Below are 23917 nucleotides of genomic sequence, written 5' to 3'. Positions count from 1 at the left end.
CGTTCGGGCAGCTGGGGTTCAGCAGTTGCGCAACAGGCGGTCCAGGACGCGTTCGCCGAATTCGAGGCCGTCCAGGGGGACGCGCTCGTCGATGCCGTGGAAGAGGGCGGTGAAGTCCAGGTCCTTGGGCAGGCGGAGCGGGGCGAAGCCGAAGTGGCGGATTCCCAGGCGTTGGAAGGACTTCGCGTCGGTACCGGCGGAGAGCATGTAGGGCAGGAGGCGGGCGCCCGGGTCTTCGGCCTCGATGGCGGTGGCCATGGCGTCGACCAGGTGACCGTCGAAGGTGGTGGCGACCGGGGGCAGGAGGTCCCAGTCGAGCTCGACGTCGGGGCCCAGGACGTCGGCCAGTTCGCGTTCGAAGGCGCGCTCGCGGCCCGGGAGCATGCGGCCGTCGACGGTGGCTTCGGCTACGGACGGTACGACATTGGCTTTGTATCCGGCTTTGAGCATTGTCGTGTTGGCGGTGTCGCGCAGTGTGGCGCCGATCATGCGGGCGAGTGAGCCGAGGCGGGCGACCGTCTTCTCCGGGTCGTCGGGGTCGAACGGGACGCCGGTCAGGTCGCTGACGCCTTCCAGGAACTCGCGGGTTGCCGGGTGCAGGACCAGCGGGAACTGGTGCTCCTCCAGGCGGGTCAGGGCCTTGGTGAGCTTGGCGACCGGATTGTCGGCGTGCAGCATCGAGCCGTGGCCGGGGGTGCCGCGGACCTTGAGGCGCAGCCACATGACGCCCTTCTCGGCCGTCTCGACGAGGTAGGCGCGCACGTCGTCGCGCACCGTGTAGGAGAAGCCGCCGACCTCGCTGATGGCCTCGGTCACGCCGTCGAACAACTCCCGGTGCTGGTCGACCAGGAAGCCCGCGCCCTGCCGGCCGCCGGCCTCCTCGTCGGCGACGAAGGCGAAGACGATGTCACGTGGGGGTACCACATTGTCACGCTTGAAACGGCGGGCGACCGACAGGGCCATCGCGACCATGTGTTTCATGTCGATCGCGCCGCGGCCCCAGAGGTATCCGTCGCGGATCTCGCCGGCGAACGGGGGGACCGACCACTCGGAGGCGTCGGCCGGCACGACGTCGAGATGGCCGTGGATGAGCAGGGCGCCGCGGGTCGGGTCGGCGCCGGGCAGCCGGGCGACGACGTTGGCGCGTTTGGGGGCGGATTCGAGGTACACCGGCTGGAAACCGACATCGGCCAGCTTTTCGGCGACGAACTCCGCCGCGGCCCGCTCGTTGCCGGTGGCGCCGTCGTCGCTGGCGTTCGTGGTGTCGTACCGGATCAGGGCTTGTGCCAGCTCGACGACCTCGCTCATGATCGTCACCCTATCGGGGCCATGTGCATTGACCGTTACCTGGCTTCGGCGATTCACAGTGACCTGACAGGTCTGTGGGATTGCGGTGCCAGCTATCGGGCGCACGGTCGTCTGGACAGGACCGACTTCTCCGCAGGAGTGCGCCCGATGAGCTCGACCCACGACAACGACCCGACCGCGCCGCAGCCGGTGGTACCGCAAACGCCCTCCTGGCAGGCGCCGGCCTCGCCAGCGGCGGAGTCCGTGACAGCGCCGCACGTGGATGCGCCGGCACCTGGTGTGTCGCAGCCCGTTTCGGGGCCGTCTGGAGCTGCGACCACGCCGATCTGGGCGGCCGGGGCGCCGGCCGGGCCGGTCGGGGGTGTTGACGGTGGGCAGCCTTCGGCGCCTGCTCGTTCGTCGCGGTTGAAGCTCGGCATCGTCGCCGCCGTGTCCGCCGTCATCGTGATCGGCGGTGGGGTGGCGGTGGCGCAGGCGGCCAGTGACAGCGGGTCCGGGCAGAGCCAGAGCGGCGGACCGGGCGGTGGGCGTGGAGGCGGGCAGGGATTCCCGGGCGGCGGACAGGGTGCGCCCGGCGCGCAGAACGGCCAGAACGCGCAGGGTGGCCAGGCCGGTCAAGGCGGCTTCCCCGGCGGCGGGTTCGCCCGCGGCGGCAACGTGATCAGCGGAGCGCTGCACGGTGACTTCGTCGTGAAGGGCAGCGACGGGCAGTACGTCACGCAGCGGCTGCAGACCGGTACCGTCACCGCGGTCAGTGCCACCTCGATCACGGCCAAGAGTGAGGACGGGCACGCCACGACGTTTGTGGTGGGGGCGGATACCAAGGTCGACAACGGGGCGTCGAAAATTGGCGACGTGAAGGCCGGGGACACGGTCACGGTGATCGGCCTGGTCTCCGGCGACACCGCCACGGCGACCACCATCACGGACACCGCCCTGATGCGCCAGCGGAATGGGAACAATGGCGGCGGCAATGGGCAGCGGCAGGCCAGCCCGCGTCCCACACAGACCACCTGACGCCGGCGCACCGAAGTTCGATGGTCGGCGGCGGCGCCGGTCGGTGCGAGACCTAAGTGCGTGTTTGGCGAAACGTTCTCAAACGTGCGCCAACACGGCCCGGATACGCGCGCCCAAATCGGCGAACTGCTGCGGTACATAGGGCAGGACGCCGTTCTCGGCCATGAGCGCGTGGTACTGCTGCCGCTCATACGGCACGCCCGGCGGCAACGGCGCGACGTGCCAGTGCACATGCGCGTTGCCCTGCATACTGCCGAGCGAGAGCAGGTAGGTGCGCTCCGGCTGGAGCACCTCACCGACGGCCCGAGCGACTCGGTGCACCACGGCCTGCAGGCTCAGATACCCCTGAGGCGTGAAATCCCGGACCACGTCCTCCACGTGCCGACGGGGAACAACGAGCGTGTAGCCGGGCAGCGTCGGATATCGACTGAGGAACGCGACGTGGGCACCGTCGTCATAGAGCAGTTCGTGCTCGAACCCCGGTTCACCGTCGAGGAAGGCGCAGATAAAGCACCGTCCCGCACGAACCCGCCGCTCGTATGCATCGAGGTCCAACGGCACTCGATCACCAAGGCCACTCATCCACGCACCGTAGTCGTTGCGCATCCCGCCCGCATCGGACACTTCTCAACACGCTCTTAGGCCAGGCCCGAACCCCGCGAATCGTGACCTGGCATGTCACCGCGGGCGCTACTGGTGGTGACGCAACTTGGTCAACATCGCCAACCCAGGGAACCCGTCGAGCATCACCTGCCGCCGCACCCCGGCCGATACCGGAGCGCAGCAACGAACGTAAGCGGCGGGAACGCGGGACGTCAGCGGCCGGGCGGGAGCTGTCGCGGCGGGTGGAAGGCCAGCGGCGCGTGCTGAGGCATCGGCGGCCGTCGGTACAAGCCGATTGCCCGTCCCCCGAGCGCCCGCGTCGCGTTGCCGTTCGTGACGCCGCCCAGGATGATCGCCAGGCCCGGGATGACCTTCGCCGCCATCTTCTTGACCGCCCGCACGCCGGCCATCTGGGCGAGCTTGAGGCCGAGGCGCATCAGGACCTTGCGCACCTCGGGGCGGTCCGCCGGCATCAGCGCGTCGATGCTCTCGCGGCCCCGGGCCACGGCCAGCGCCGTGCGGGCGGTCTGGGTGTACTTGTGGATCCCCTGCAGCACCAGCAGGTCCACGGCCCGGTCGGGATGGGCCGGGTCGAGGCCGTAGTTCGCGGCGAGCATCAGCACCATCCGCGCCTGCGTCCAGGCCAGTACGCCCACGTCGAGCAGGGCACCGGCGACCGGCACCGCGCCGCCGACGGCGCCGGAGAGGCGGGACTGGTTGACGTACCGATAAATGATCATGTCGGCGAGGGCGTCGGCCGGGGCGCCGGGGTTCTGGCCCTTGAGCTTCTGCAGCTCGTTGGCCATGCGCGGGCCCAGGCGGGTGACCGCCTCGAGGGCAAGGTGCTCGGGCGCGTACTCCGGGTCGGCCTTCATCTTCGCCCACAGCCCGGGCGGCGGACCCTCGACCCTCGGCGCTTCCGGATCGCCCGGCCCGGCGAACGCCGACGCCGAAGGCTCCGCCGGAGCAGCCGGCCCGGCGAACGCCGACGCCGACGGCTCAGCCGAAGCAGCCGGACCAGCGGGCCCGGCGAACGCCGACGCCGGCGGCTCAGCCGGAGCGGCAGGAGCAGCCGAAGCAGGCGGTGCGGCAGGAGCGGCAGGAGCAGCGGGAACGGTGAAGGAGGGCTCGGTCACGACAACAACGGTAAGGACAACGTGCCACGTTCCAGTAGCCTGACATCAGATCGTCATATTTACCGCCGGCGGCTACCCTCGATCCGTGAGCCTGCCCGAGTGGGCGCCCGAGGGCGTCGATGTGAGCGTTCCCAATGCGGCCCGCGTCTACGACTACGGGCTCGGCGGGTACCACAATTTCGCCGTCGACCGGGAGTTCGCCGAGCAACTGATCTCCGCCTGGCCCGGCATCCTGCAGGTCGCGCACACCAATCGCGCGTTTCTCGGGCGGGTCGTGCGGTGGCTTGCGGGGCAGGGCGTGCGGCAGTTTCTTGACATCGGCTCCGGCATCCCCACCCGCGGCAACGTGCACGAGGTCGTGCAGGCGATCGACCCGGCGGCGCGCGTGGTGTACGTCGACGTGGACGACGTCGCCGTCTCGCACGGGCAGGCCATCCTCGCGGGCGACCAGCACGCCGCGGCCATCGGTGGCGACCTGCGTGATCCGGCCGCGATCCTCGGCGACGAGCGGGTGCGGGCGCTGCTCGACTTCGACCGGCCCGTCGCCGTGCTGCTGGTCGCGGTGCTGCACTTCCTGAGCGACGCGGACGACCCGCCCCGGCTGGTCCGCGAGCTCACCACCGCGCTCGCACCGGGCAGTTTCGTGGCCGTGTCGCACTTCACCGCCGTCGAGGACCTCGGACACGAGCACGAGCAGGTCACCAAGTTGTACGACCGGACGCCCACCACCGTGCGCACGCGCACCCCCGATCAGGTGGCCGCGATCCTCGCCGGCCTCGACCTGGTCGAACCGGGCATCGTGCCGATCACGAGCTGGCACCCGGACGACCCGGCGGAACCGGAGCAGCGCTCGGTGCTGGGCGCGGTGGCACAGAAGCGTTAAACAGCACCGACGACGACGTCCATCCCCTGCCGCAGCGTCGCCACCACCAGGCAACCCCGCGACGCGACCTCGACGAGATGCGCGAGCTCGTCGGCCGGCAGGGAGGAGCACGCCACGTCGATGCGCAGCGATCCGAAGCGGCGCGGTGAGGCGGCGAACGTACCGGAGACCGTGCATGTCGCGTCTTTGACGTCGATCGATCGAGCGTTCGCCGCCGCATAGAGGGTGCTCATGAGGCAGCCCCCGACCGCGGCGAGCAGCGTCTCGCCGCCCATCGGGCCGGCGTCGGTTCCGCCCTGCGCCTCCGGGCGGTCCATCACGATGGTGTGCGCGCGAATCCCGGCCACGGTCGCCGTGCGGCCCGACTGCTCCAGCGTGACGGTCAGCTCATCCATGCCCGCCACTCTGCCATGGCGCGGCACGCCGTTTCACCCGCGATATTGCTGCATCCGCACTGATGAAGTTGAACGGGCCAGGGGCACCGGCAAGACTTCAGCAATGCGCCGACCGCGAATCCTCATCATCGGCTCCGGCCTGGCCGGCACCGCCACGGCGATCCGGCTGCTACGGTTCGCACGCGCCCCGCTGGAAATCGTGTTACTCGAGCGCCGTCCGGATTACCGGTACGCCGGCGTGGCGTACCACCGCGACGGCAATCCGTGGGATCACGTCTTCAACATCCAGGCCGGCCGGATGTCCGCGTTCCGCGAGGACGTCGACGACTTCGTGCGCTGGGCCAACGACGAGGCGGACCGGCGGCACTGGCCGGCGCCGTGGACGGATTTCGACTTCGTCGAGCACGGCCCGGCCCCGCGGCGCATCTACCACGATTATCTGACGGCTAGGATCGCCGAGGCGCGCCGCGAGGCATATCCGGACGTCGATCTGATTGAGGCCGAGGGCGAAGCGGTCGATCTGGCCATCCGCGGCGAGCAGGCGGAGGCGACCATTCGCCACGCGGCCGGGCACACATCGACGCTGACGGCCGATCACGTGGTACTGGCGACGGGTCTGGAACTGAAATCGCCGGCCTTCGCCGCCGAGGTGCTCGGGCACGACGCGTTCATCCGCCAGCCGTACTCCACCGACGGCGTGCGGCGCCTCCTGTCCATTCCGGCCGGATCGAGCGTCGTCATCGTCGGTACCGTGCTGAGCGCATTCGACTCGGCGGCGCTGCTGCTGCGCCAGGGCCATACCGGCGCCATTCACCTCGTTTCCCGGTCCGGCACGACCCCGCGCACGTACCCCGACGACCACCAGCACGGCGTCATTCAGCTGCCGGCGCCGGCTCGGCTGCTGGAGCCGTACCGCAATCGCGACGAGTTTCTCGCCCGGGTGCACGAGGAGTGGAAGACCGCGTGCGCGACGGTGCGCGCCGAGCACCCCGGCATGGCGGAAACGGTCGTCACCGAGCGGACGGCGAAGGCGTGGGAGCCGTACCTGCCGGAGATCATCGACCTGATCCCGACGTACGAACTGCGCCAGCTGCTCGACGAGTTCGGCACCCAGATCGCGGCGCTGCGGGTCGGCGCGGTGCCGTACACGACCGCGATCGTCGAGGACGCGATGACCTCCGAGCACGTCGAGGTCGTCCTGGGCAAGGTCCAGCAGGTCGAGCCGGTCGGGCCGGTGCAGCTCGCGGTGACCGTCGCCGCCCCCGCGACCCGCCGGGTGATCCTGGCCGACCTGGTCGTGTGCAACTTCGGCCGGGAGGCGGACTACACGCAGGTCGGCTCCCCGCTGTGGAAGAACCTGCTCGCCAAGCACCTGGTCACGGCCCACCGCCGGACCGGCCGCGGGATCGAGATCGACGAGCAGGGCACCCCGCTGCGCCCCGGTGGCGAGCCGATCGCCCCGCTGTCGGCGATCGGCGTGATGCGCGAGGGCGACGAGATCGTGCGCAACGGGCGCTCGGGTGCGTTCGCGTTCAACCTGGCCGCGATCAAGAACCATTCGATCGTCGTCGCCGCGCACGTGATCGAGCGCTTCGAGCTGCGGTGCGACGGCGAGGCGCGGCTGGCCGCGGCCGACTTCGGCGCCACCTTCGAGCAGGACGAGGCGTTCGAGGCGGCGGTCGCGCTCGAGGTGCGGCGGCTGGCCGCGCGCTCGCGCAACGAGCGCCGCCGGCTCGACGACCGGCTGGAGGCGCATCTGCGCGCCACGGCCACCTTCCGCGCGCCGCTGAGCGACGGCCGGGGCCACCTCGTGCGGGCGGCCGTACATCAGGCCGCGGTCGAGCGACTCACGGACATCTCGGTGACACCGCGCCAGCTGCGCCACCAGCTGCGCATCACAACCGAAGAAGCGGAGATCACGTGACCGACGGACCGATCCGCGGCGTCCTGCTCACCCCCGGCACCGCGCCGACGGTGAGCGGGGCATGCAATCACACCGGCCAGCCGATCGAAGGCTCCATCCTCGTCACACCCGTCCTGAGCCCCAACTTGTACGACGCGATGCTCGCCGCCCGCGCGATCGTCTGCAGCCGTGGCGGCGCCACCGGGCACATGCAGTCGCTGTGCCGCGCGAAGAGCATCCCGGTCCTGCGCGTCGACCCGGCCGACCTGGACCGCCTGTTCGGCGAGGTGACGCTCGACCTGCACGCGCAGACGGTCACGCCCGGGCCGCCCGCCGCGCACGACGCGCCCTCGCGCACCGCCGGCCCGTCGCCGGACGTGCTCGGATCGGCCTGCGCGGTCATCGCGGACGCGGACGACATCCGCGCGCTCAACGCCGTCGCGCCGGGCGGTGTGGAGTCGTTCTTCCTGCGCGAGGAGTTCCTGTGCCTCGCCGCCGGCCTCAGCCCGATCGACTCGCTGCACGGCGGCCCGGCGAGCGTCGACGCCTACGGCCGGGCGGTGGCCGAGCGCCTGCGGTCGTACGTCGAGCTGCTCGCCCCCGGCCAGCGCCTCGTCCTGCGCATGCTCGACCTGCGCTCCGACGACGCCGCGCGCATCACCGAGCGCACCCCGATCCACACCGAGCCGAATCCGGACATGGGTCTGCACGGCACGCGGTGGTTGCTGCGCTCGGACGCGTACCCGCACGCGCTGCACGTCGTCCTGGACACGTTGCACACGAGGCTGGGCGCCGAGGCGGGACGGATCAGCCTGTCCGCCCCGTTCCTCAACGACGCCGAGGAATTCGCGAAGCTCCGGCCGCATCTCGGGCTGCCGCCGGAGACGCCCTTGTCCGCCTTCATCGAGACCCCCGCCGCGGTACACGCCACGTCGGCCATCTGCGCCGCCGGTGCGGACGAGCTGTTCGTCGGTACCAAGGATCTCGTGCAGTTCTACCTCGCCGCCGACCGGAGCAATCACCTGGTCGCCGAGTCGTATCGGACCCGCCACCCGGCGGTGCTCGACGGCCTGCGCAAGGCGGTCGAGGACGCCGCGCGCACCTCCACGCCGACGCGCGTGTTCGCGCTCGCGGCCGACCTCGAGCACTACGTCGCGCACCTGCCCACCCCGACCGGTTACATGATGTGCGTCGGTGAATTGCGCCGGCTGCTGCGAAATGCCGTTGACAGCCATGTGAATCTTGGCGCGTGACCTCGGACCCCATCGCCGTCACCGGCGCCTCCGGCGCGCTCGGCCGCCGCGTCGTCGACCGGCTCCTGCTCCTCGTCCCGCCGCGCCGGATCGTCGCCGTGGTGCGCGACCCGGACAAGGCCGCCGACCTGGCCGCGCGCGGCGTGCAGGTCCGCCACGGCGACTACGACCAGCCGGCCACCCTCGACCGCGCGTTCGCGGGCGCCGGCACGGTGCTGCTGATCTCGTCCCCGGAGCTGGACACGGCCCGCCGCTTGGCCCAGCACCGAAACGTGACCGCGGCCGCAATTGGCGCCGATCTGCTCGTTTACACCAGCTTCCTCGGCGCGGACCGCCCGGGCCCGGGTGTCACCGAGGCCCACCACGCCACGGAGGCCGCGATCCGCGCGACCGGCCGCCCACACGTGTTCCTGCGCAACCCGTTCTACACCGACGCGTTCGTCCACAGTGGACTGCGCACCGCCGCCGAGGCGGGCGAGCTGACGAGCGGCACCGCCGGCCGCACCCTCAACACCGCGACCCGCACCGACCTCGCCGGCGCCGCCGCCACCGTCCTGACCACCCCCGGCCACGAGGGCCGCGCCTACGACCTCACCGGTCCACTGTGGACCTTCCCCGAGCTCGCCGAGGTCCTCGCCGCGCATTTTCAGACGCCCATCTCGTACCGCGAGCAGCCTCCACCCGGCCCCATGTCCTACCTGCACCACCTCGCGGCCACCGGCGCGCTCGAGCAGCAGACGAGCGACCTCGAAACCCTGCTGGGCCGCAAGCCGACAACCATCGCCGACCTCGTCGCCGCGCTCTGACCGCCCAGCGCTCAGCGTTCAGCGCTCAGAGGCGCCGGCCGAGCATGTCCGGCGGACTCATGCGTTCGGCCATGTCCGGTGGGCCCATGCGTTCGGCGAATCGGCCGGTCGGCGAGGCGTCAGTGACCTCGTCGCCGCGCGCTGACCGCCCGGCGCTCAGCGGCGCCAGACGAGCATGGCCGGCGGGCTCATGCGTTCGGCGAATCGGCCGGTCGGCGAGGCGTCAGTGACCTCGTCGCCGCGCGCTGACCGCCCAGCGCCCAGCGCTCAGCGCTCAGGGGCGCCAGACGAACATGTCCGGCGGGCCCATGCGCTCGGCGAACCGGCCGGTCGGCGAGGCCTCGGCGAGCAGGCGGCGCAGGTCCGACTCGAACGCGGCGCGGCGGTCGGCGAAGAAGTGCGGGGTGGAGTAGGACATCGAGTACACGGAGGAGATGAGCTCGTCGGCGGAGCGCTCGACGACGTCGCCCGGCCACGGGGTCAGGCGGACCGGGCCGTGGAAGCCGGCGGCGCGCATGACGTCCTGCTCCCCCGACTTCGTGGCGGGGCGGTCGCGGCCCAGGTAGTTGCGGACGAGCTCGTCGATCGCGGGCCAGGGCGGGCGGGGCAGCGGCAGGGGGCCGGGGTCGTCGACGCCGCGGTGGGTGTTGCCGCCGACGTGCACCCAGGCGCCGCCCGGCTCGATCATGGCGCGGACCCGGCCGGCCACGAGCGGCTGGTCCATCCAGTGGAACGACTGCGCGAACGTGACCACCCTGAACGTGCCCAGGCCGGCCGGGAGGTCCTCGCCGCGCAGGACGTGCCACTCGAGGCCGGGGAACTCCGCGCGCGCCTGGGCGATCATCTCCGGGTCGGCGTCGACGCCCACCGCGCGTTCGAACAGAGGCGCGAGCAGCCCCGTGAGCGAGCCCGGGCCGCAGCCGACGTCGAGCAGCCCGCCGGTACCGTCGAGGCCCAGCTCTTCTCGCAGTGCCGCCCTGAACTGCTGCGGATAGGGGCGCCGGCCGGCGGAGTAGTGCTCGGCCGCGCCCGCGAAACGGCTCATGCGACCTTTTTGACGAGCGTCTCGAACGCGAGGTCGGGGCGGCGGGGCACGCCGAAGCGCTCATCGCCGTACGGGAACGGGGTGACCTCGCCCGTGCGGGTGTAGCCGTGCCGCTCGTACCAGGCGATCAGTTCCTCACGCTGCACGATGACGGTCATGCGCACCTCGGCCGCGTCCCACTCGGCCCGCGCATGGCGTTCGGCCTCGGCGAGCAGGGCCGCGCCGAAGCCGCCGCGCTGGCGGGAGGGGTCGACGGCGAACATGCCGAAGTACGCGTAGCCGTCGCGGCGCTCCAGCTGGCAGCACGCCACCACGCCGTCGCCGGCCTGCGCGATCAGCACGACGCTGTCCTCGGCGGTGATCGCCTCGGCGACCATCGCGGGGTCGGTGCGCTGGCCGTCGAGCAGGTCGGCCTCGGTGGTCCAGCCGGCGCGGCTGCGGTCGCCACGGTACGCCGACTGCACGAGCTCCACCAGCGCCGGCACGTCGGCGGCGGCGGCCGCGCGGAAGGTCAATGCGGACATCGGCCCATGATGTCACTACTGCTGGCCCTACCATCGGGCGGCAAGCTGGCGGGATCGATTCCGCGCGGGCGGGTTGCGACGCTGGTGAGCATGCGGGAGTACACCATCGGCACGGCGCACGGCATGCTGCAGGAGGCCCTCGACGACCTGGTCCGGCTCGGGGCCGGCGGGGCGCAGGGCCAGGTGCGCGCCGGTGGGCGGGGCGTCACCGCGTGGTCCGGGGTGGGCATGCCGGCCGCCGGGCGCTTCCGGATCGGCTGCACGACCGCCGCCTTCACCGCCACGGTCGTCCTGCAGCTCGCGGGCGAGGGCCGCCTGTCCCTGCGCGACCCCGTCGGGTCACTGCTGCCCGACCTGCTGCCCGAAGCCACTTTTTCGGTACGGTCCGTGCTCCAGCACACCACCGGCCTGCCCGACTACCTGGGTCGTCTTCCCGCCGGTGCGCTCGGGGCCCGCCACGAACCCGCGGACCTGGTGCGTCTGGTGCGCGACGAGCCCGCGCCGCGCGAATGGCGCTACTCGAACACCGACGCGCTGGTCGCCGGCCTGATCGTGCGCGCGGTCACCGGGCGGTCGTGGGCGGAGCAGGTGCGCAACCGGATCGCCCGGCCGCTCGGGCTGCGCGACACGTACTTCCCGTACGACCACCCGTCGCTGCCCCGGTCCTCGGCCCGCGCGTACCAGCAGCTCGTCCCCGGCGGCCCGGTGCTGGACGTCACCGAGCTCAACCCGACGGCGCTGGACGCGGCGGGCGGCCTGGTGAGCACGACCGAGGACCTGACCCGGTTCTGGTGCGCGCTGCGCGGCGGGGAGCTGCTCGGCCCGGCCGAGATGGCCGAACTGGACCGTACCGTGCCGGCCGGGGCGTACCAGGACGTGCGCGCCGGGCTCGGGTTCGGGCTGGGTGCGTTCCGGGTGCCGACGGCGTCCGGCGGGTTCTGGTCGCACCCGGGGGACGTGCCGGGCACCGCGACCTGCAACGGCGTGAACGACTCGGGGTCGTGTGCGGTCGTGTTGTACCGCACCACGACCCCGGCGGACCCGGTCCGGCGCGGGCTCCTGGACGCGCGGGCGCTGCGGCTCGTCGAGGAGACCCTGAGTTTCGCGGAAGCGACCCTGACGGCAACGGTTTAGCGACCCGGCAGTCCTCATCCCGGGGTCCGGGCGGGCGATGTCTGAGGCAACGGCGCCAAGGACGGACGCCGGTCGGAGCCCTTCCAAGGAGGACATCATGGGTCTTCGCATCAACAACAACATCGCCGCCCAGAACGCGTACCGGAACCTTTCGGTGACCGACAGCCAGATGAGCAAGTCGCTCGAGAAGCTGTCGTCGGGTTACCGGATCAACCGGGCCGCCGACGACGCGGCCGGCCTGTCCATCTCCGAGGGTCTGCGCTCGCAGATCGGCGGCCTCAAGGTGGCAGTCCGCAACGCGCAGGACGGCATCTCCGTCGTGCAGACCGCTGAAGGTGCGCTGACCGAGACCCACTCGATCCTGCAGCGCATGCGTGACCTGTCCGTGCAGGCGTCCTCCACGGGCTCGCAGGACTCCGACGCGCGCTCCGCCGCGCAGACCGAGTTCTCGCAGCTGGGCAAGGAGCTCGACCGGATCGCGTCGACCACGGCGTTCGGCGGCCAGAAGCTGCTGGACAGCACCACGGCGTACACCGGCACCTTCCAGGTCGGCGCGAACGGGTCGTCGTCCGACCAGATCGCCGTCAGCCTGGGCTCCTCCGCGTTCGGCAGCGGCGCCGGCCTGTCCGGCTTCGACTCGGCCGGCCTCGGCCTCGGCTCGCTGGACCTGACCAGCTCCGGCACCGCCGCGATCGACGCGATCGACAAGGCGATCAAGGGCGTGTCGACGGCCCGGGCGACGCTCGGTGCGTACCAGAACCGTTTCGAGCACACCATCAACAACCTCAACGTCGCGGTGGAGAACCTGTCCGCGTCGGAGTCGCGCATCCGTGACACCGACATGGCCCAGGAGATGGTGTCCTACACCCGCTCGCAGATCCTGACCCAGGCCGGCACCAGCATGCTGGCCCAGGCCAACCAGGCGCCGCAGAACGTCCTGTCCCTGCTGCGTTAAGCCTCTGCACGGGTGGTGACGGGGAGCGGACAGCGGCGTCCGCTCCCCGTCCTTTTACCCCGAGCGCGCGATCCCGCACAGCCCCCTCTGTGCGCGATCGCGCGCTCCTTTGTGCGTGCGATCGCGCGTTCCTTTTCGTGTACGGCCGGGCGCCTCTTTCGTGTCCGAACGCGCGCTCCTTGTCGGGTGCGATCGCGCGGTCCTTCGTGCGTGCGATCGCGCGAGGGTTCGTGAGTGCGATCGCGCGCTGCATCGTGAGTGCGATCGCGCGCTGCATCGTGCGTGCGATCGCGCGCTGCATCGTGCGTGCGATCGCGCGCTGCATCGTGCGTGCGATCGCGCGCTGCTTGGTGCGTGCGCGAATGGGCTTGGCCGTCACGTGGTGCGGGACTGGGCGCGGCGTTCGCTTGCGTGGACGAGGACCGAGCACCACATGCGGTAGGGCCGCCACGGTTCGGCCATGCGGGTCATGTCGGCGTCGGTGGGTTCGTGGCGCAGACGGTACAAACGCTGAAGGCCCTGGCGCGTGAACCCCTCGGCCGGGATGGCGTCGCGGCGGCCGGCGCCCCGCAGGACGATGCCGGTGGCGAAGAAGTCGCCGACTCCCCGCAGGCGCTTGACGTCCGCGTAGGCCTCGTCGAGCGGCATCGCGCGCAGCCGGGCCCGGTCCAGGCGGCCGGCCAGGGCCGCGTCGGCGATGCCGTGCAACCGCGTGAGCTTCTCCGCGTCGAGGCCCGGCAGCTCGCGCAGGCCGCGCAGGACCTGCGGCGACGGGAACGCGTGGACGACCTGGCCGCCGACCTCGATCGCCGCGCCGTGGGTCTGGGCGATCCGCGCGCGGATGGCGCGTTGTTGCGTGATGCGCAGGCGGTGGCCGATCACGAACGCGCAGGCCGCCTCGTACGCGGAGTGGAACAGCACCGGCCGCAGGTACGCGTGCTCGCGTTGCAGGGCGCCGATGACCGGGTCGCGCTCGCCGACCTCGGGCCAGCCGGTGCCGTCCTCGTCGAGCGAGAGGGTGGCGAGGGCCTGGTCCCAGGCCTCGGGCGGGCCGGTGACGTCGCCGGTGACCGTGTCGCCGTCCTGGCGCAGCAGGACCGCGGCCGACTCCGGCCGGCCCTCGACCGGGAACGCCATGAGGATCGAGCGGGGGTCGTCGGCGGGGCGGACCCAGCCGCCGAAGAACTCGGCCTGGCGGCCCATGTCGTACGGCCCCGAGATGCGTGTCTGCATGCGAACGAGCATGCGCGCCGAAACAGGACACGTGTTGTCATGTTTTCGGCGGTACCGTCGGAGGCATGCGCGGCGATCGTCTCCTGTCCCTCGTGCTGCTGCTCCAGGCCCGGCCCGGCGCGGTCGCGCCCGAGCTGGCCGAGCGCCTGGGCGTTTCGGTGCGCACGGTGCTGCGCGATGTCGAGGCCCTGAGCGGCGCGGGCATTCCCGTGTACACCGAGCGCGGCAGGAAGGGCGGGATCCGGCTGCTGGACACGTACCGGGCGGGGCTGGCCCACCTGAGCCGGGCCGAGGGCGCGGGACTGGCGGTCGGCCAGGCGCGCCTCGCGGGCGACCTCGGCCTCGGCGACGCCCTCGACACCGCGCTGGAGAAGCTCACCGGCGCGGGCGGCGGGGCCCTGCGCGGCGGCCTGACCGAGGGCCGCAGCCACGTCCTGGTCGACGTCGACCCGTGGATGCGCTCCGGCGAACCGGTCCCCCACCTGCCGGCCCTGCACGAGGCGCTGCTGCAGGGCCGGCGCATCGAGGTCGTGTACCGCGACAGCGAGGGTTCCCGCACGCGCCGCCGGCTCGATCCCGCCGGTCTGGTGGCCAAGGCGGGCGTCTGGTACCTGGTCACCGCCGAGCCGGTGCTGCTCCGGGTCGCCCGGGTGGAGGCGTGCACCGTCCTGCCCGACGAGGCCGCGCGCCCGGACGGGTTCGACCTCGCCGCGACTTGGGCGACGCTGCGCTCGGCGGTGGAGTCGCGGCCGCGCGAGCTGCGGGTGGTCGCGCTGGTCGAGCCGGCCGCGGCGCCGCTCGCCCGGCGGGTGCTGGCCCGGCACCTCACCGCCTCGGACGGTTCCCGGCATCTCACCGGATCGGAGGGGGAACGGCTCGAGCTGTCGTTCAACGGCGTCGATCACGCGGTGGGGAGCCTGCTGGGGCTGGGGGCGCGCCTCGAGGTGATCGAACCGGCCGCGGTCCGGGCCGCCCTGCGGGAGGCGGCGCTGGCGGTGGCGGCCCGCTACGCGTAGCCCACCGCAGTCTGGGCCGCGCTGCGGGAGGCGGCGCTCGCGGTGGTGATGGTGGTGGCGGCGCGGCGGTGGCGGCGCTGGCGGTGGTGGCGGCGGCTGTGGTGGCGGTGCGCGAATCCTTACGGCGCGCGAACGGGGATTGACCGGCCGGGCGGGGCAGGAGGAGGCTCGGGCCATGCGTTGGGTTTTCGTCATCGTGGGCGTGCTGCTGGTGCTGGCCGGGGTCGTGTGGACGCTGCAGGGGCTGAACGTGCTCGGTGGCAGCGCCATGAGTGGGGCGACGGTGTGGGCGATCGTCGGGCCGGTCGTCGCCATTGTGGGGCTGGTCCTGCTCGTGCGGGGGGCGCGGCGCTGAGCGTGGGCGGTGGACAGTACCGTTGCGAATTGTTTGAAACGAGTGTGAGGCGGGTGCACTCAAGTCGCTGTTCCAGGCGCCGATAGCGGGGTGACCGAGGCGTCTGGAACTGGAGTTGACCATGGGTAGCGGATGGCTCGCCAACCGGCGGATGCGGACGAAGATGCTGGTGGGCCTCGTGGCGATGGCGCTCACCGCGATCGTCACCGGGAGCCTGGCGCTGGCCCGGATGACCTCGATGGACCAGACGGTCGAGCAGATCAAGACCGAGAACGTCCGCACGCTCTCGCTCATCAGCGACATTCGCGGTGACCTGGCGATGATCGCGCACAATGCGGCGCGGATGGGCAACGCCGGCGGGAATCTGAGCGAGATCGCCAGTGCCCAGCAGGACACCGCCACGGCGTCGAAGGCGCTCGATGCGGCGCTGGTGCGGTTGGGGCAGCAGCCGATGACGAGCGAGGCCGAGCAGACCGCGAGCACGTTCTCGGAGCTGTGGAAGCAGTTCAACGCGGCGATGGGTGAGATCGCGGCGGGGCGGGCGCCGACGGTCGACTTCAATGTCGTCGTACCGGGCATGGAGGCGGCGATGGCCAAGCTCGCCGGGCTGCAGTCCACCGCGGTCGACGTGGCGGTCGCCGGGGCGCACGGGCAGCTCGACACGGCGCGGCTGCAGGTGCTCATCGCGCTCATCGTCGGGCTGGTCGTCGCGACCGCCCTGGCGCTCGCGGTGGCGGCGTCGATCACGCGGCGGCTGCGGCCCGTCGTCGCGGCGATGGATGCGATGGCCGAGGGAGATCTGAGCGTGTCGGCGGAGGTCGGCGGCAGCGACGAGATCGGCGCGATGGCGCACGCCGTGGAGCGGGCCACGGCCGGGGTGCGCGAGACGGTCGGGGCGCTGGCGCGCAGCGCGAACCTGGTCGCGCACAGTTCCGGGCAGCTCGACTCGGTGACCGCGAGCGTCGCCGGCAGCGCGACGTCCGTGTTCGAACGGGCCCGGACGGCCGACGCGACGGCCGGGCGGGTGTCCGGCAACGTGCAGACCGTCGCGGCCGCGTCGGAGGAGATGTCGGCCTCGATCCGCGAGATCGCGCGCAGTGCGAGCGAGGGTGCCCGCGTCGCCGAGCAGGCCGTGGTCGTCGTGACCGCCACGAACCACACGGTCACCAAGCTCGGCGAGTCGTCGGCCGAGATCGGCAACGTCGTGCAGGTCATCACGTCCATCGCCGAGCAGACGAACCTGCTCGCGCTGAACGCCACGATCGAGGCGGCGCGCGCGGGTGAGGCGGGCAAGGGGTTCGCGGTCGTCGCCGGCGAGGTGAAGGAACTCGCGCAGGAGACGGCGCGGGCGACCGAGGACATCGCCGCGCGGGTACGCACGATCCAGTCCGACACGGCCGGTGCGGTCGCCGCGATCGAGCAGATCAGCGGGATCATCGGGCAGATCAGCCAGTACCAGACGACGATCGCGTCGGCCGTGGACGAGCAGACGGCGACGACCGGCGAGATGACCCGCAACGTGGCCGAGGCGGCGGACGGCACCCGCTCGATTGCCGACACGGTGGCCGAGGTCGCGGCGGCCGCCGAGGAGACCAGCCGCAGCGTCGAGGCCGGACGCCAGGCCAGCGGCGAGCTCACGTCGCTCTCCGCCGAACTGCAGCACCTCGTGGGCCGGTTCCGCAGCGTGTGATACTGCCCGGATGAGGCTGGTGCAGGTCGCGCAGCACGCCGAGGATCTGGGGCGGGCCGCGCGCTGGTACGCGGAACTGCTCGGCACCGGACCGCTCGCCACGTTCGATCCGCCCGGGCTGGTCTTCTTCGACCTCGGCGGCACGCGGCTGCTGCTCGAACGGGGTGCCCCGCCGGCGCTGCTGTACCTGGCGGTCGCCGACATCGAGGGCACAGTCGCCCGGCTGCGCGACGCGGGCACCGAGATCCGCTCCGAACCGCACGTCATCTTCGCGCATCCGGACGACACCCTCGGGCCGGCCGGCACGCAGGAGTGGCAGGCGTTCGTGGTGGACAGCGAGGGCAACCTCGTCGGCCTGGTCGAACATCGCGCTTAGGCGGACCGCTGCGTCCTCGGCGCGGCTCGGGTCGCGCCGGGCGCGCTCATCCGGCCCGGGCCGCTCGGCGTGCGCTGTGACGGTCACCGCCGTCGACGCAGTCTGGCGCGGCCGGCCTTCCCGTCCGCGGCGGTGGCTGGAGCCGCGGCCGGTCACACCGCGGCGCGGGCCTCCAGGGCGGACAGGACGTCGGCGCTGACCACCTCGACCGGTCGCATGGCGTCCACGCTGAGCAGGATGCCGCGCCGGGCGTAGAAGGCGAGCACCGGCTGGGTGACCTCGCGGTACAGCTTCAGCCGTTCGCGGATCACCGGCTCGGTGTCGTCCGGGCGGTGTTCGATGTCCGCGCGTTTGAGCAGCCGGCGCATCAGCTCGTCGTCGTCGGCCTCGAGGTGCAGGGCCACGTCGACGGTCATGTTGATCGAGCGGGCGACCCGGTAGGCGGCGAGGGCCTGCGAGACCGTGCGCGGAACGCCGTCCAGCACGTAGCCGCCGCCCGCCGCCTTGGCCTCCAGCAGCCCCTGGCGCAGCAGGTCCAGCACGACGTCGTCGGGCACCAGATCGCCGTGTTGCAGGAGCGGTTCGACGCGCCGGCCGAGTTCGGTGCCCTCGGACACGTTGCGCCGTAACAGGTCGCCGATGGCCACGCGCTGGATGTGGAAGTGCTCGGCGATCACGGCACCCTGCGTACCTTTACCCGCGCCGGGCGGCGCAACCATCAAGACCCGCACGCGACCACGCTAACGCATGTCACTGCTCAGGCAACCCGGGCAGGTTCGCAGTGCCGACTCACAAGGAGTCCGTAAGATCCACCGTCGCCGTCACGCGGGCCGGTGCTGCCCGGGCCGGCCAGCTCTCCGGCCGGCTCCCGGACCCGCTCGACGGGCAGGCGAAGGTGCCGCCGGGGAGCATCTCGCCGGGTGCCGCCACGCACGGTGACGTCTTCGACCGCCACTCCCCCGTCCGCACGACGCGGGGCCTGGACACCGCAAGATGGGCAACTTCACCCATGTCGGGGGTGGCGCGGGCGGCCTAGCGTGCCCGGCATGTCGTTCCTTGCCGACCCGCCCGCGCACGACCCGGACGTCGAGCGCCTCTACGCCGCCGATCGGGCCCGCCTCGGGTACGTGGCCAACTACACCCGCGCCCTCGCCTGGCGCCCCGCCGCCGTCGATGCCTGGGCCGGGCTCAACGGCGCCGTCCGGTCCACCATGGACCCGCACCGGTACGAGCTGATCACCCTCGCCGCCGCCCGCCGCCTCGGGTCCGCCTACTGCAGCCTCGCGCACGGCAAGCTGCTGCGCGAACGGTTCCACGACGCCGGGACCGTGGCCCGCATCGCGAAGGACCATCACGATGCGGGCCTGGACCCGGCCGACGCGGCCGTCATGGACTTCGCCGAGCGGGTGGCCGACGACCCCAACGGCATCACCGCCGCCGACGTCGACGTGCTGCGCGGCCACGGGCTGAGCGACCCCGAGATCCTCGACGTCGCCCTCGCCGCGGCCGCCCGCTGCTTCTTCAGCACGGTCATCGCCGCCGTCGGCGCGCGTCCCGATCCGGCCTATGCGGCGACGCTCGATCCCGCCCTGGTCGCGGCGCTCACCCCAAACGCCCGGACCGCGGCGTAGTGCGCCGGGAGCGCGACCGCTCAGACCATCGCCTCGGCGGGCCGGTCCGGTGCGGTCGAGCGACGGACCGCCAGCAGCACCGAAGCGGTCGCGAGCCACAGGGGCAGCACGAGGTACACGACGATCGCCAGCGGTCCGAGCACCCCCACCACGGCGAGCACCACCGTGGCGGCCGCGAACCACTTCGGCAGCGCGGCCGTGCGCCACCCGCCCAGCCCCACGCCGAGGAACGCGGCGATCAGCCCGGCCAGCGCGGGCAGCCAGCCGATCAGCGCGAGCTGCCCGAGGGTGGCGGTCGCGGCGGCGTCGTGCGCGCGGGCCGCGTTGGTGAGGGCGATCTGCACGACGCCGAGCGCGCCGAAGCCGCCGGCCGCGACGAGCAGGCCGCCGTGCGCGACGGAGGAGTACGTCGACTCGCCCGCCTCCCGTGAGCGCAGGCCGCGGCGGGTGGCGGCGGCGAAGAGTACCAGGAAAAGAACGCCGGCCAGGAGGGCGAATCCGGCGGCGTAGTTCGCGACGACGGCGTCGCCGATCACGGTCACCGCGCGCGGGTCGGCGGGGTCGTCGGGGGTGGTGGCGGCGAACAGCTGGACCGCCCAGGCGGCTCCGGCCAGGACACCGGACCAGGGCAGGAACTTCTGCATGGCTTGCTCCTCTCGGTTGGGGCTTCAGCAGACGCGTCCCGGCGCCCCGGCCGCACGATCCCGGCGTCCCGGGCGGGCCGGGAACCGTTCCCGGGCGTGCTGACAGGACCAGCGCGGCGCGGCCACAATGGCGGCCATGCAGCCAGTGCTCGTCGCCGCCGGCGCGGCCGTTCCGATCGTGATCGGCGTGCTCGTGGTGCGCGGGCGGGCCCGGCACCCGGCCGGATGGCTGCTCATCGCGCACGGTGCGGCGTTCTTCGTCCTGCTCGCCTTCCCCGGTACGGCCACCACTCCCGCCGGCCGCGTCGCCGACCAGCTCGGGCAGGGGCTGTGGGTGCTGCTGTTCCTGTTCCTGGTGCTGGTCGCGTACCTGCTGCCGGACGGGCGGTTCGGCAGCCGGTTCTGGCGCTGGTGGGTGCGCGGCGGGCTGGCCGGCGTCGTCGCGTTCGTGGTCGGGGCGGCCGGCGACCGCGAGGGGTACGCGGCCGCGCACGCCGGCGCCGCGCCGCCGCTGCCGTGGCTGCCGGCGCCGGTGTCGGGCCTGCTCGGGGCGGCCGGTCTGGTGCTGGTGGCGCTGCTCGTGTTCGGCAGCGTCGCGGCGGTCTGGTGGCGGCTGCGCCGGGCCCGCGACGACGAGCGGCTGCAGCTGCTGTGGCTGGTGTGGGGTGCGCTCACGATCCCGGTGACGCTGCTGACCGGGTGGGTCGACCACTTCCTGCTCGGCGGGGGGCGGCTCTTCGCCGCGGCGCTGGGCCTGGTCGCGGTCGGGCTGCCGGTCACGATCGGGATCGCGATCCTGCGCCACCGCCTGTTCGACATCCGGCTCGTCCTGTCCCGCACGCTCACCTACCTGCCGCTGGTGGCGGCGGTCGTCGCCGTCTACGCGCTGCTGCTGTTCGGCACCGACCGGCTGGTGGGCAACGGCACGGCGGGCGGGCTGCTCGCGGTCGGCGTGGTGGCGGTCGCCGTGCACCCCGCGCAATCAGTGCTGCGGGCCAGGATCGAGCGCTGGGTGTACGGTCTGCGCGCCGATCCCCGCGCGGCCCTGCAACTGCTGGCGGCCCGGGCCGAGGCCGCCGATCCGGACGGTCTGCGGGTCGCGGTCGCCGCGGCGGTGGCCGACGCCCTGCGCGTCGACGGCGTACGCCTCGTGGACACCGCACAGCCCGGGGACACCGCGCCGTCCGGGGACACCGCACCGTCCGGGGGCGCCGGCGAGGCCGTGCGGGTGCCGATGATGCATCGCGGCGCGCGCGTCGGCGTGCTCGAGGTCGCCGCGCCGCTCGACCGGGCGGCCCTCGACCTGCTCGGCGACCTGGCCCGGTACGCGGCGATTTTGGTGCGCGCCGAGCAGCTCAACGACGAGCTGCGCGACTCGCGGGCCCGGATCGTCGCCGGCCGCGAGGAAGAGCGCCGGCGGCTGCGCCGCGACCTGCACGACGGCGTCGGCCCGGCGCTGGCCGCGGTGGTGCTCAAGCTCGACGCCACGCAGTCCCGCCCGGACGCGGAGCAGCGCAACGCCCTCATCGCCGAGACGCGCGACGAGGTGCGGGCGGCCATCGCCGAGGTACGCCGCCTCGTCGACGACCTCCGCCCGCCCGCGATCGACGAGGTCGGCCTGCTCGACGCGCTGCGCCAGCGGGCCGCCTCGCTCTCCGGCACCGTGGCGTTCGAGGTGACCGGCCCCGGCGACGTCCCGGCGCTGCCGGCGGCGGTGGAGGTCGCCGCGTACCGGATCGCGTCCGAGGCGATGACGAACGTGGTGCGCCACGCCGCCGCCGCGCGCTGCCGGGTGCGCCTCGAGGTGGCCGGCGGCGGGCTGCGGGTGAGCGTCGAGGACAACGGCCGCGGCCCGGGCCGGGCCGCGCCGGGCGTCGGCTGGACGTCCATGCGCGACCGCGCGGCCGAACTCGGCGGCACCTGCACCGTCGCCCCGCGCCCCGAGGGAGGCACACTGGTGCGTGCCGAACTCCCGCTCGCCGTCGGAGGTACCGCGTGATCAGGCTCCTCGTCGCCGACGATCACCCCGCGTACCGGCGCGGGTTGCAGCTGATGCTCGACGGCAGCCCCGACATCGCGATCGTCGGTGAGGCCGCGACCGGCGAGCAGGCGGTCGAGCTGGCGCGCTCGCTCGGCCCGGACGTGATCCTCATGGACATCCGCATGCCCGAGCTCGACGGGATCGAGGCGACCCGCCGGCTCGCGCACGCCGGCTCGGCGGCCGCGGTCGTGGTGCTGACGATGTTCGAGGACGACGACTCGGTCTTCGCCGCCATGCGCGCCGGCGCCCGCGGGTACCTGCTCAAGGGGGCCGACCAGGCCGAGATCGAGCGCGCGATCCGGGCCGCGGCGGCCGGTGAGGCGATCTTCGGGCCGCAGGTCGCGCAGCGGGTGATCGCCCACTTCGCCTCCGGCGGCGGCTCGGCGGCGGCGGCGTTCCCGGCCCTGACCGAGCGCGAGCGCGAGGTGCTCGAACTGGTCGCGGCGGGCAAGGGCAACGCCACGATCGCGCACGAGCTGATGATCAGCCTCAAGACGGTGCGGAACCACGTCTCGAACATCTTCGCCAAGCTGCAGGTGTCCGAGCGTGCCCAGGCGATCGTCAAGGCCCGCCAGGCCGGTCTCGGCGGGGCCTGACGTGCGTGCCACCAGCCGGCGCCGCGACGGCGGGATGCTCGTCGCGATCCTCCTCTTCGGCCTGGCCCTGTTCCTGGCCTGCAACGGCCTGTGGTTCGGCTGGCACTGGGCGAGTGTGGAGTCCCGGGCGGACGGCATCTGCGCCGCCGGCTCCCGGCTGTACGCGGCCGACAACCCGTGGGGCCGGGTGACCGGCTGCCGGGTGCTCGACCGCAGCGCCTATCTCTACGACGGCGACGACCGCGACGGCAGCGTCACCGTGCTGCTCGACACGGACCGGGGCCTGGCCGCGATCCGCGTCGACTACTGGGAGATCTCGGTGGGCCACCCGCGGGCGACCGCCGTCGAGCTGGCCGTCGACGACACCCCGGGCCTGTCCGAGGCCACCGTGCGCCGGTTGCGCAGCGACGTCATCGACCGCGCCGGCCCGCGCCCGGAGCCCTGGGTCATCGAGGGCTGAACGTCTCGCGGATCGCGCCGCCGAGGTCGCGGCCGGTGGCCGGTTCGACGTAGAGCTCGGCGAGGAACAGCCCGGCGGCGTGGCCCACGTTGACGCCGGATTCCTTGCCGCCCAACGCCTGCAGCGCCCCGCCGAGCCCGGTGGCGGCGCGCACGACCCCGCCGGGCAGCCGGCGCACGGGCCGCGGGCGTCCGGCGGCCAGGGCGATCCGGGCGAGCAGGTCGCGCCAGGTCAAGTTCTCGTCGGCGGCCGGCAGGTCGGACCCGTCCGCGCTCTCGAGCGCGTCGGCGGCCATTTCGGCCACGGTACGCACCGACACGGCCGCCGTCCCGCCCGCCGGTGCCAGCATCGGCGTGGCCGAGCGGGCCCACCGCTCCAGCGCCGGCGCCCAGTTGGGCAGGCGGTCGCCGGCCGCGCCGAACACGAACGGCAGCTCGATGACGGCGACCGGCAGGTCCGGCCCCGCCGCGGTGCGCGCCTGCGCGGCCTGCTCGACCCGGCAGCGGATGTAGGTGTGCCGCTCGGCCAGCCGCCACTCGGGGTGCAGGCGGTCGAAGTACGTGTAGTAGGAGCCCATCACCACGCCGCGGGTGAGCCCGGCCGTGCGCGCGGCGGTGAACAGCCGCGCGACCGGTTCGACCATGTCGCGGCGGAACGCCGGCAGGATCGGCTTGCGCAGCGGGCGCTGCTCGTCGGTGCGCGCGGCGTACACGATGCCGTCGTGTCCTTGCAGCCTTTCCCCGAGCTCGCCGACCGACGCCGCGCCGAGGTCGAGCACGTGGTCCACGCCGTCGCGGGCGGTGCGCGCGAGCGAGGTCACCTCGTGTCCCCGCTCGCGCAGCACCGCCCCGACATGCGCGCCGATCAATCCGCTGCCACCGACCACGAAGATTTTCACGCGATCGATTGTCGA

General features: G+C 72.9%; 25 protein-coding genes. 15 read left to right on the top strand and 10 right to left on the bottom strand.

The window, feature by feature from the left end; genetic code table 11:
* Positions 1 to 18: 18 nt before the first annotated feature.
* Positions 19 to 1308 carry a M20/M25/M40 family metallo-hydrolase gene (locus ACQP00_RS26110; protein ID WP_433223431.1) on the bottom strand — a complete coding sequence of 430 codons (1290 nt, stop codon included), beginning with the start codon at positions 1306 to 1308 and terminating at the stop codon, positions 19 to 21.
* Between ACQP00_RS26110 and ACQP00_RS26105 the strand changes: the two genes are divergently transcribed.
* On the top strand, positions 1282 to 2325 hold the full coding sequence (locus tag ACQP00_RS26105; protein WP_433223429.1) for a hypothetical protein: 1044 nt from the start codon (positions 1282 to 1284) through the stop codon (positions 2323 to 2325). The two genes, ACQP00_RS26110 and ACQP00_RS26105, sit on opposite strands and share 27 nt — an antisense overlap.
* A 78-nt stretch (positions 2326 to 2403) precedes the next feature.
* On the opposite strand, the gene ACQP00_RS26100 is transcribed toward ACQP00_RS26105, so the two are convergent.
* Together ACQP00_RS26100 and ACQP00_RS26095 are read right to left on the bottom strand one after the other, a co-directional pair.
* Positions 2404 to 2931: an HIT family protein gene (locus tag ACQP00_RS26100; protein ID WP_433223427.1), complete on the bottom strand. Its 528-nt coding sequence runs from the start codon at positions 2929 to 2931 to the stop codon at positions 2404 to 2406.
* A 209-nt stretch (positions 2932 to 3140) separates the two neighbouring features.
* Complete coding sequence (locus ACQP00_RS26095) at positions 3141 to 4064, bottom strand: EcsC family protein (RefSeq protein WP_433223425.1); 924 nt, start codon at positions 4062 to 4064, stop codon at positions 3141 to 3143.
* 85 nt (positions 4065 to 4149) lie between these two features.
* Here ACQP00_RS26095 and ACQP00_RS26090 point away from each other — a divergent pair, with 85 nt between their 5' ends.
* Positions 4150 to 4947 carry an SAM-dependent methyltransferase gene (locus ACQP00_RS26090; protein ID WP_433223422.1) on the top strand — a complete coding sequence of 266 codons (798 nt, stop codon included), beginning with the start codon at positions 4150 to 4152 and terminating at the stop codon, positions 4945 to 4947.
* Here ACQP00_RS26090 and ACQP00_RS26085 read toward each other — a convergent pair.
* Positions 4944 to 5342 (bottom strand): OsmC family protein, encoded by a 399-nt coding sequence (locus tag ACQP00_RS26085; protein ID WP_433223420.1) that lies wholly within the window; start codon positions 5340 to 5342, stop codon positions 4944 to 4946. The genes ACQP00_RS26090 and ACQP00_RS26085 overlap by 4 nt on opposite strands.
* A gap of 103 nt (positions 5343 to 5445) precedes the next feature.
* Between ACQP00_RS26085 and ACQP00_RS26080 the strand changes: the two genes are divergently transcribed.
* Genes ACQP00_RS26080 through ACQP00_RS26070 form a run of 3 tightly spaced genes read left to right on the top strand, consistent with a single transcriptional unit; the run spans position 5446 to position 9304 of the window.
* Positions 5446 to 7266: an FAD/NAD(P)-binding protein gene (locus tag ACQP00_RS26080; protein WP_433223418.1), complete on the top strand. Its 1821-nt coding sequence runs from the start codon at positions 5446 to 5448 to the stop codon at positions 7264 to 7266.
* Positions 7263 to 8498, top strand: coding sequence for a putative PEP-binding protein (locus ACQP00_RS26075; RefSeq protein ID WP_433223416.1), 1236 nt, complete (start codon positions 7263 to 7265; stop codon positions 8496 to 8498). The genes ACQP00_RS26080 and ACQP00_RS26075 overlap by 4 nt, the downstream gene beginning before the upstream one ends.
* On the top strand, positions 8495 to 9304 hold the full coding sequence (locus tag ACQP00_RS26070) for an NAD(P)H-binding protein (protein WP_433223414.1): 810 nt from the start codon (positions 8495 to 8497) through the stop codon (positions 9302 to 9304). Before ACQP00_RS26075 ends, ACQP00_RS26070 begins: the two co-directional genes overlap by 4 nt.
* A 274-nt stretch (positions 9305 to 9578) precedes the next feature.
* Here ACQP00_RS26070 and ACQP00_RS26065 read toward each other — a convergent pair whose 3' ends face one another.
* A complete protein-coding gene (locus ACQP00_RS26065) occupies positions 9579 to 10349 on the bottom strand; it encodes a class I SAM-dependent methyltransferase (protein WP_433223412.1) in 771 nt (256 codons plus the stop codon).
* Positions 10346 to 10873, bottom strand: a complete 528-nt coding sequence (locus tag ACQP00_RS26060; protein WP_433223410.1) for a GNAT family N-acetyltransferase — start codon at positions 10871 to 10873, stop codon at positions 10346 to 10348. The genes ACQP00_RS26065 and ACQP00_RS26060 overlap by 4 nt, the downstream gene beginning before the upstream one ends.
* 90 nt (positions 10874 to 10963) lie before the next feature.
* Between ACQP00_RS26060 and ACQP00_RS26055 the strand changes: the two genes are divergently transcribed.
* Entirely contained in the window at positions 10964 to 12007 is a 1044-nt protein-coding gene (locus ACQP00_RS26055) for a serine hydrolase domain-containing protein (protein ID WP_433223408.1), read from the top strand.
* Positions 12008 to 12104: 97 nt separating this feature from the next.
* Positions 12105 to 12962, top strand: a complete 858-nt coding sequence (locus ACQP00_RS26050; protein WP_433223406.1) for a flagellin — start codon at positions 12105 to 12107, stop codon at positions 12960 to 12962.
* A gap of 375 nt (positions 12963 to 13337) precedes the next feature.
* Here ACQP00_RS26050 and ACQP00_RS26045 read toward each other — a convergent pair whose 3' ends face one another.
* Positions 13338 to 14195, bottom strand: coding sequence for a DNA-3-methyladenine glycosylase family protein (locus ACQP00_RS26045; RefSeq protein WP_433223404.1), 858 nt, complete (start codon positions 14193 to 14195; stop codon positions 13338 to 13340).
* A 65-nt stretch (positions 14196 to 14260) separates the two neighbouring features.
* On the opposite strand from ACQP00_RS26045, the gene ACQP00_RS26040 reads away from it, so the two are divergent.
* From ACQP00_RS26040 to ACQP00_RS26025, 4 genes are all read left to right on the top strand, one after another.
* A complete protein-coding gene (locus tag ACQP00_RS26040; RefSeq protein WP_433223402.1) occupies positions 14261 to 15211 on the top strand; it encodes a helix-turn-helix transcriptional regulator in 951 nt (316 codons plus the stop codon).
* 175 nt (positions 15212 to 15386) lie between these two features.
* Positions 15387 to 15566 (top strand): hypothetical protein, encoded by a 180-nt coding sequence (locus ACQP00_RS26035; protein WP_433223400.1) that lies wholly within the window; start codon positions 15387 to 15389, stop codon positions 15564 to 15566.
* Between the two features lie 121 nt (positions 15567 to 15687).
* Positions 15688 to 17256: a methyl-accepting chemotaxis protein gene (locus tag ACQP00_RS26030; protein ID WP_433223398.1), complete on the top strand. Its 1569-nt coding sequence runs from the start codon at positions 15688 to 15690 to the stop codon at positions 17254 to 17256.
* Positions 17257 to 17266: 10 nt separating this feature from the next.
* Positions 17267 to 17632, top strand: a complete 366-nt coding sequence (locus tag ACQP00_RS26025) for a VOC family protein (RefSeq protein ID WP_433223396.1) — start codon at positions 17267 to 17269, stop codon at positions 17630 to 17632.
* A 152-nt stretch (positions 17633 to 17784) separates the two neighbouring features.
* Here the strand turns inward: ACQP00_RS26025 and ACQP00_RS26020 are convergent, their stop codons facing one another.
* Entirely contained in the window at positions 17785 to 18363 is a 579-nt protein-coding gene (locus ACQP00_RS26020) for an adenylate kinase (RefSeq protein ID WP_433223394.1), read from the bottom strand.
* A gap of 315 nt (positions 18364 to 18678) precedes the next feature.
* On the opposite strand from ACQP00_RS26020, the gene ACQP00_RS26015 reads away from it, so the two are divergent.
* Positions 18679 to 19263, top strand: a complete 585-nt coding sequence (locus ACQP00_RS26015; protein ID WP_433223392.1) for a carboxymuconolactone decarboxylase family protein — start codon at positions 18679 to 18681, stop codon at positions 19261 to 19263.
* A gap of 20 nt (positions 19264 to 19283) precedes the next feature.
* On the opposite strand, the gene ACQP00_RS26010 is transcribed toward ACQP00_RS26015, so the two are convergent.
* A complete protein-coding gene (locus ACQP00_RS26010; RefSeq protein ID WP_433223390.1) occupies positions 19284 to 19907 on the bottom strand; it encodes a hypothetical protein in 624 nt (207 codons plus the stop codon).
* Positions 19908 to 20043: 136 nt separating this feature from the next.
* On the opposite strand from ACQP00_RS26010, the gene ACQP00_RS26005 reads away from it, so the two are divergent.
* The 3 genes from ACQP00_RS26005 to ACQP00_RS25995 are packed head-to-tail and all read left to right on the top strand — an operon-like array spanning position 20044 to position 23004.
* Positions 20044 to 21906 carry a sensor histidine kinase gene (locus ACQP00_RS26005; RefSeq protein ID WP_433223388.1) on the top strand — a complete coding sequence of 621 codons (1863 nt, stop codon included), beginning with the start codon at positions 20044 to 20046 and terminating at the stop codon, positions 21904 to 21906.
* The gene (locus ACQP00_RS26000; protein ID WP_433223386.1) at positions 21903 to 22544 is read left to right on the top strand and encodes a response regulator transcription factor; all 642 of its coding nucleotides are present in this window, start codon (positions 21903 to 21905) and stop codon (positions 22542 to 22544) included. The genes ACQP00_RS26005 and ACQP00_RS26000 overlap by 4 nt, the downstream gene beginning before the upstream one ends.
* A 1-nt stretch (position 22545) precedes the next feature.
* On the top strand, positions 22546 to 23004 hold the full coding sequence (locus ACQP00_RS25995) for a hypothetical protein (protein ID WP_433223384.1): 459 nt from the start codon (positions 22546 to 22548) through the stop codon (positions 23002 to 23004).
* On the opposite strand, the gene ACQP00_RS25990 is transcribed toward ACQP00_RS25995, so the two are convergent.
* Complete coding sequence (locus ACQP00_RS25990) at positions 22991 to 23902, bottom strand: NAD(P)H-binding protein (RefSeq protein ID WP_433223382.1); 912 nt, start codon at positions 23900 to 23902, stop codon at positions 22991 to 22993. The two genes, ACQP00_RS25995 and ACQP00_RS25990, sit on opposite strands and share 14 nt — an antisense overlap.
* Between the last annotated feature and the right edge of the window lie 15 nt (positions 23903 to 23917).

Source organism: Dactylosporangium sp. CS-047395, assembly GCF_050942185.1.
Classification (GTDB): Bacteria; Actinomycetota; Actinomycetes; order Mycobacteriales; family Micromonosporaceae; genus Dactylosporangium.
This window is presented reverse-complemented; position numbering and strand designations above follow the sequence as displayed.